Source organism: Streptomyces sp. ERV7 (genome assembly GCF_001653515.1).
Lineage (GTDB): Bacteria > Actinomycetota > Actinomycetes > Streptomycetales > Streptomycetaceae > Streptomyces.
Genome location: NZ_LYOY01000036.1, coordinates 1 through 7,142 on the forward strand (window position 1 = coordinate 1; position 7,142 = coordinate 7,142).

A 7,142-nucleotide genomic window follows, 5' to 3' on the forward strand; every position below is an offset into this window, starting at 1 on the left:
TCGGTCGAGCGCCAGACCCGCTCGATGAGCTCCTGCTGAGCCCACCGGTTGGGCGCGGTGATGCCGTTGCTGCGGCCGTCCTGGTTGACGCCGGTGCCGCGCAGCACGGCGTAGACCGGCTGGCGGTCGGCCAGCGCGTCGGCGAGCCTGCGCAGGACGAGTACGGCGACGCCCTCGGCGCGGCCGATGCCGTCGGCCGAGGCGCTGAACGGCTTGCAGCGGCCGTCCGGCGCGGACAGGCCCGCCTGGGTGTAGAAGATGTTGAGGACGGGCGTCATGATCAGGTTGGTGCCCCCGGCGAGCGCGTAGTCGCAGTCGCCCGACCGCAGCGCGCCGGAGGCGAGGTGCAGGGCGACCAGCGAGGACGAGCAGGCCGTGTCGACGGCCAGGCTGGGGCCCTTGAGGTCGAGGTGGTACGAGACGCGGTTGGCGCCCATGAAGTAGCCGTTGCCGGAGCCGTGCCGGGCGGTGATCCGGTCGTAGTCGGCGAGTTGGAGGTGGGCCCACTCGTTGGCCATCACCCCCACGAACACGCCCGTGTCGGTGCCGGCCAGGTCCTCGGGGGCCACCGTCGCGTCCTCGATGGCCCGCCAGGAGCACTGGAGCAGCAGCCGCTGCTGCGGGTCCATGGCGGCCGCCTCGCGCGGCGAGATCCCGAAGAAGGCCGGGTCGAAGGCGTCCGGGTCGTCGATGAACCCGCCGCGCACGGTGTTGGAGCGGCCGGGGGGCCGGGCCTCGCCCGGGGAGGCCGGCTCGTCGATCCGGTAGCGGTCCGCCTCCCAGCGCTCCTCGGGGACGCGCCGGGTGCCGTCCCGGCCCTCCATCAGGAGCTTCCAGAACTCGCCGGCGTCCCGGGCCCCGGGGAAGCGGCAGTCGAGCCCGACGACCGCGACCGGTTCGGATGCGCTCATGAGGCGGCCCCGGTATCACCCACGGCGAGCAGCTCGGCCAGGTGCCCGGCGATCGCGCGTACCGTCGGGAAGTCGTACGCGAGGGTCGGCGGGACCGCCAGCAGGTGGCGCTCCTCTATCTCGCCGCAGATGCCGATCGCGGCCACCGAGTCGATGCCGTAGTCGGCGAGCGGGGTCGTCGGGTCGATCTCCCGGGCGGGCCGGTGCAGATGGAAGGCCACCCGGTCGGTGAGCCACTTCTCCAGGTCCGCGGGGGCCAGGACGGGGGTCTGCGGCCGGATCGCGGTGCGGGTGTCGGGGGCGATGGACATGAGGTACCTCTTCCTTGGGGGCGCTCGGTGGGCCGGGCGGTCTCAGCGGCCGGGGGCGGCCAGCGGAGCGGCCTGCTCGGCCTGCTCGGCCTGCTCGGCCGACGCGGCGACGAGGGCCGCGACCGGCCGGTCCAGGCGCTGGTGGAGTACGGGCAGCGCGCCGTCGGCGAACAGACGGCGCATCAGGGTGCGCTGGGTCTTGCCGCTGGTGGTCTTGCGGACCGCGCCGGGCCGCACCAGGACCACGCTGGCGGCGGGGAGCTGGAACCTGCGGCTGAGCACCGTCTGGACCTGGGCGGCGAGGGCGGGCAGGTCGTGCTCGTCCTGCCGGCTGGGGCGGACCTCCTGCACCACCACGACGTGCGAGCGGTCGTTCTCCTCGTCCAGCACGGTGAACACCGCGCCGCCGCCGCGCCGCAGGGCGGGCCCCGAGTCCTGTACGGCCTGCTCGATGTCCTGCGGGTAGAGGTTGCGGCCGTGGTGGATGAGCATCTCCTTGATGCGGCCGGTGACGAACAGCTCGCCGTCCACGAGGCCGCCGAGGTCGCCGGTGCGCAGATAGCCCGTGCGGCCGTCGGCGGTCTCGGCGCGGAAGGTCTCGTCGGTGGCCTCCGGGCGGTTCCAGTAGCCGCGCGCCACCGAGGGGCCGCGCAGCCAGATCTCGCCGACCTGGCCGTCCGCCAGCGCCTCGCGCGTCATCGGGTCGACGATGAGCACCTCGCTCCCGGCCGGCGCGCCGCAGCCGACCAGGGTCCTGGAGGCGCGGTCGGGGCGGGCGGGCCGCAGCTCGTGCTGCTCCAGAAGGTGTGCGTCGACGGGCAGTTCGACATGGCGGCCGGTGGTGTCCCCGGCGGAGGCGAGCAGGGTGTTCTCGGCCAGGCCGTAGCAGGGGAACAGCGCCTCGGGGCGCAGTCCCTGGGCGGCGAAGCGCGCGGTGAAGGTGCGGATGGTGGCGGCGCGCACCGGCTCGGCCCCGTTCAGCGCCACCCGCAGGCTGGACAGGTCGAGCCCCTCGGCCTGCTCCTCGGTGGTGCGGCGGGCGCACAGCTCGTAGCCGAAGTCGGGTGAGGCGGTGCCCTCGACGCGGTAGTCGTGGATCATCCGCAGCCAGCGGTGCGGCTGCTTGATGAAGGAGATGGGCGACATCTGGACGCTGGTGCCGCCCATCCACAGCGGGTGCAGCGTCATCCCGATGAGGCCCATGTCGTGGTAGAGCGGCAGCCAGCTGCCGGTGACGACACCGGGCTCGGTGAGCATGGCGCGGTGGATGGCCTCCTGGTTGGCGGCCAGGTTGGCGTGCGTGACCATGACGCCCTTGGGGAGGCTGGTGGAGCCCGAGCTGTACTGGAGGAAGGCGACCTCGTCGTCGCGGACCTGCGGCGGGAACCACAGGGCGGGGTCCTCGCCGTCGTCCTCGGGCGCCAGGCACACCACGTCCTGCTCCCCGGAGGCGGCCAGCCAGGCGGCGAGCGCCTGGCGCTGCTCGGGGACGGTGAGGACCGCGCCCACCGAGGCGTCCCGCAGGATGCCGCTGACCCGGGCGAGCCGTTCGCCCGGCTCGTCCGGCAGCGGCGCCGGGATGGCCGTGCGCCCGGCGTAGAAGCAGCCGAGGAACGCGGTGACGAAGTCGAGGGTGGGCGGGTAGAGCAGCAGCACCGGACGGCTGGGGTCGCCCAGCGACTCCTGGCGCAGCCGGGTGGCGATCAGCCGCGCGCGGCGGTCCAGCTCGGCGTACGTGAGCTCCTCGGGCCGCATGGTCGGGCCGTCCTCGTGGAGGTACACGAAGGCGAGCCGGTCGGGGTACTGCTCCGCTCCGGCGCGTACGGCCTCGGTCAACGTCCTGTGCATCTCTTCCCCTGTCGCTGGGTCCGGGTGTCGCTGTGTCGGGCTGTCGCGGCACCAAGTGCCACCTGTCGAACCATCGTTGGCGGGAGTTGAAAAGGACTTGTAAAGGCGGCCTTGAGGTGCACGTCGCAGCTTTGGGCCTTCCCGCAGGGTGCGGTGGAGCGGGGGTGCGCGGAGGGGATCCGTACGTACGTGGAGGGGAAGTTGGCACCCAGTGCCGCGACATGGGAGCAGGCCCGCGCGGCCGGGATATGAGTCAGGACTGTTTCGATACGGCATTGACTCGATTGGTGGGCGGGTCTAGCGTCGTGAACCGCACGGCGACAGACGGCAGTTCACGCAGCACCCTCTTCCTTCCGAGGAGCGGCATCCGTGACCACTCAGCTCGAACCCCGTACGACCGAGCAGGACCAGGCCGCCGCCCACCGCTGGTGGGTCCTGGGCGTCCTCGTGGTGAGCCTCCTGCTCGTGGTCCTCGACACATCGATCCTGAACGTCGCGCTCAAGACGCTCGCCGAGCCCGCACCACAGGGCCTGGGCGCCTCCTCCAGCGCGTTGCAGTGGTCGGTGGACTCCTACACGCTCGTCTTCGCGGCCCTCCTGTTCAGCACCGGAGTGCTGGCGGACCGCTGGGGCCGCAAACGCACCCTGGTGGCCGGGCTCGTGGTGTTCGGCGGCTGTTCGCTCTGGTCCGCCTACGCGGGCAGCGCGGGCGAACTCATCGCCGCCCGCGCCGGACTCGGCGTCGGCGGCGCACTGGTGATGCCGGCCACCCTGGCGATCATCATGAACGTCTTCCCGCCCGCCGAACACGCCAAGGCCGTCGGCATCTGGGCCGGGGCGGGCGGCCTCGCGGTCGCCGTCGGGCCCATCACCGGCGGCGCGCTCCTGGAGCACTTCTGGTGGGGCTCGGTCTTCCTCATCAACATCCCGATCGTCGTGATCGGCACCATCGCCGCGCTGGTCGTCGTGCCGGAGTCCAGGGACCCCGGACGCGGCGGCTTCGACCCGGTGGGCGTCGCCCTGTCCGTGGCGGGTCTGACCCTGCTGGTGTACGGGGTGATCCAGGGCGGCGAGTCGGACGACTGGGCGGCGGGCCGGGTGTGGGGGACGATGCTCGGCGGGCTCGCCGTGCTGGTGGCCTTCGTCGTCTGGGAGCGGCGGGCCGAACGCCCCGCGCTGGACGTGGCGCTGTTCCGCATCCCGCGCTTCTCGGCCGCCGTGACCGTGATCGGCCTGGTGTTCTTCGCGCTGCTCGGCGCCACCTTCTTCCTGGTCTTCTATCTGCAGAGCGTGCGCGGCTGGACGCCGCTGCAGGCCGGGTACTGCCTGCTGCCGCTGGCCGTGGCCCAGTTGCTGTGCTCGCCGCCCGCGACGCTGGCGGCCAAGCGGATCGGGGTCCGCCCGGTGTGCGCCACCGGGATGGTGCTGACCACCCTGTCGTTCCTCACCGTCGCCACCGTCGACGAGCACACCTCGCTGTGGCTGCTCGAATCCGTCTTCTTCGTGCTCGGTGTGGGCATCGCCTGTGTGATGCCGCCCGCCACGGCCGCCGTCATGTCGGCCCTGCCCCGGCAGCGGGCCGGCACCGGCTCGGCCGTCAACACCACCTTCCGGCAGGTGGGCGGGGCGCTCGGGGTCGCGGTCCTCGGCTCGGTCCTCTCCACCGCGTACCGCTCGCGGATGTCGGACCACCTCGGCGCCGTGCCGGACCAACTGCGCGGCAAGGCCGGGGAGTCCGTGCAGAGCAGCCTCGCCGTGGCCGACGGGCTCGGCCCGCGCGGCGCCGCTCTCGCGGACCACGCCGTCGCCGCGTTCGTCTCCGCGATGCACGTCACCGCACTGGTCGCCGCCGGGGTCACCTTCCTCGGCGCGCTCGTCAGCCTGCTCCTGCTGCCCGCCCGTACCCCGGACGAGCACGCCGGCGCGGAGGAAGCCGCCAGAGTCCACCACTCCTCGGAGGTCTGAGCATGCCACCACCCGTTCCACCGGAGGCCGAGGGCGTCGCGCCCGCCGGCCTCCGGCCCGTCCCCGCCGCCGGGGACGAGAGCGCCCCGCCGCCCGCCCGGCGCACCGCCCGCGGCGGGCGCCGGCGCGACCCCGCCGCCGACCGGGCGATCCTGGAGGCCGCCCTGGGCCTGCTGGGCGAGGGGTGCAGCTTCAGCGCGCTGTCGATGGACCTGGTGGCCCAGCGGGCCGGGGTCGCCCGCGCCACCGTCTACCGCCGCTGGCGCAACAAGGAAGAGCTGGTGCTCGCGGCCCTGAGCAGCCTCGACGTGCCCGTCACCCCCTCGGACGGACTCCCCTTGCGGGACCGTCTCGTGGACCTGGTCGACCAGATCCGCCACCGCGGCCAGGACACCAATCTGCACCGCCTCCTCGCCGGCCTCCTCGGGGAGGCGGTGCACCGGCCACAGCTGGTGGAACGGTACGAGGACACCGCGGTCGCCGCACGGAGGGACGCCATGCGGCAGGTGCTGCACGACGGGCTGAGGAGCGGGGAACTGCGCCCCGGCCTCGACGTGGACCAGGCCATCGAGCTGCTGACGGGGCCGATGCTCGCGCGGCTGATCCTGCGCCAGCGGCCCGTGGAGTCGGCGGCCTTCGCGGAGGCGATCGTGGACACCTTCCTCGACGGCACCAGGACCCACCCCGCACCCCGGTAGCCCGGCCGCACCCGAAGGGCCGGGCCACCGGCGCACGCACTGGTCGGCCGCGCACCCGCGCAGGGCCATCCGCCCGTCCCCGCGGACGGGTCCCGAACCGCCTCCCCACCCAGGAGCCGCAACCATGAAGTTCCTCTTCGACGACCCAGCCTTCGACTACCAGGCCTTACGGGCGGCCGGCTACGCCGACTTCGGCGGGGCCCAGCTCGGCGAGGTCATCGCCGTCGCCTCGCGCATCCCCGGCGGTGACACGGACGCCTGGCGGCGCGAGTGGTCCGCGCTGGCCGAGCGCGTCCACGGCCTCGCCACCGCGGCGCTCGCCCAGCGCCGTACCGTCGACGCGCGCTCCGCGCTGCTGCGCGCCCACACGTACTACCGCACCGCCGAGTTCTTCCTGCGCGACGACCCGCTGCACGACCCCGAGGCGGCGCGGCTGATGCGGCTCTCCAAGGAGACCTTCGCCGAGGCGGCCCAGCTCATGGAGCGGCCGCCCGAGTTCGTGCGCATCCCGTACGGGGACGGCTCGCTGCCGGGGTACTTCTACCGGGCGGACGACTCCGAGGGGCCCCGCCCGACCCTCGTCCACCACGGCGGCATCGACTCCACGCTGGAAGAGGGCTTCTTCTTCATCGCGGCCGCAGCCCAGGCGCGCGGCTACCACTGCCTCTGCTTCGAAGGGCCCGGGCAGGGCTCGGTGCTGCGCGAGCAGGGGCTCACCTTCCGGCCGGACTGGGAGGAGGTGGTCACACCCGTGGTGGACTTCGCGCTGGCCCAGCCGGGGGTGGACCCCGAGCGCGTCACCCTGGTGGGGACCAGCCTCGGGGGGCTGCTCGCCGTCCGGGCCGCCGCGTTCGAGCACCGGCTCGCGGGGTGCGTCGCCCATGACGCGGTCTGGCAGCTCGGTGACGTGGTGTGGCTGCCGCCGTTCGTCCACGAGTGGGTGGAGCAGGGCTGCGACGACTTCGCCAACCCCGTGATGTACGGGATCGCCGTCCAGCAGACCTTCACGCGCTGGCTGCTGCGGCAGGCGATGTGGACGTTCGGCGCGGAAAGCCCGTCCCAACTGCTGCGCCGGATGCCCGCGTTCGGCCTCGCCGACGTGGTGGGACAGGTGCGCTGTCCGGTCCTCGTGCTCGACGCCGAGGAGGACATGTTCTTCGCCGGTCTGGAACACGCGAAGAAGGTGTACACGGGCCTGAACAGCCCCAAGACCCTGCACGTCTTCACCTCGGACGAGGGCGGGGGAGCCCACTGCCACTCCGGCTCCATGAGCCTCTTCCACGACCGGGTCTTCTCCTGGCTGGCGGAGACGGCGCAGCCCGGGGCCCCGGAGCCCGAACCCGCGCCGTCCGTCTGACCGTTCGCACACGTACGCCCGAGGCGGGCGGCCCGGGGCACCCCCCCCCGCC

6 protein-coding genes are annotated in these 7,142 nt (G+C 73.4%); 3 read left to right on the forward strand and 3 right to left on the reverse strand.

Translation table 11 applies throughout. The features are described from left to right. From A8W25_RS14395 to A8W25_RS14405, 3 genes are all read right to left on the reverse strand, one after another. A partial coding sequence (locus tag A8W25_RS14395) for a polyketide synthase (RefSeq protein ID WP_199831754.1) occupies nt 1-911 on the reverse strand: 911 nt, incomplete at its 3' end. Further along, a complete protein-coding gene (locus tag A8W25_RS14400; RefSeq protein WP_067161358.1) occupies nt 908-1,222 on the reverse strand; it encodes an acyl carrier protein in 315 nt (104 codons plus the stop codon). The genes A8W25_RS14400 and A8W25_RS14395, both read right to left, overlap by 4 nt. Nucleotides 1,223-1,264: 42 nt before the next feature. Next, a complete protein-coding gene (locus tag A8W25_RS14405) occupies nt 1,265-3,070 on the reverse strand; it encodes a fatty acyl-AMP ligase (RefSeq protein ID WP_067161366.1) in 1,806 nt (601 codons plus the stop codon). A gap of 369 nt (nt 3,071-3,439) precedes the next feature. On the opposite strand from A8W25_RS14405, the gene A8W25_RS14410 reads away from it, so the two are divergent. From A8W25_RS14410 to A8W25_RS14420, 3 genes are all read left to right on the forward strand, one after another. Further along, entirely contained in the window at nt 3,440-5,035 is a 1,596-nt protein-coding gene (locus A8W25_RS14410) for a DHA2 family efflux MFS transporter permease subunit (protein ID WP_067161368.1), read from the forward strand. 2 nt (nt 5,036-5,037) lie between these two features. Then, a complete protein-coding gene (locus A8W25_RS14415; RefSeq protein WP_067161371.1) occupies nt 5,038-5,733 on the forward strand; it encodes a TetR/AcrR family transcriptional regulator in 696 nt (231 codons plus the stop codon). A gap of 124 nt (nt 5,734-5,857) precedes the next feature. Then, a complete protein-coding gene (locus A8W25_RS14420; protein WP_067161373.1) occupies nt 5,858-7,090 on the forward strand; it encodes an alpha/beta hydrolase family protein in 1,233 nt (410 codons plus the stop codon). Nucleotides 7,091-7,142: the final 52 nt, after the last annotated feature.

Excerpts from the sequence above, each read along its gene's own strand:
- A8W25_RS14400 (WP_067161358.1), bottom strand. The coding sequence starts at position 1,222 with ATGTCCATCGCCCCCGACACCCGCACCGCGATCCGGCCGCAGACCCCC.
- A8W25_RS14405 (WP_067161366.1), bottom strand. The coding sequence starts at position 3,070 with ATGCACAGGACGTTGACCGAGGCCGTACGCGCCGGAGCGGAGCAGTAC.
- A8W25_RS14415 (WP_067161371.1), top strand. The coding sequence starts at position 5,038 with ATGCCACCACCCGTTCCACCGGAGGCCGAGGGCGTCGCGCCCGCCGGC.
- A8W25_RS14420 (WP_067161373.1), top strand. The coding sequence starts at position 5,858 with ATGAAGTTCCTCTTCGACGACCCAGCCTTCGACTACCAGGCCTTACGG.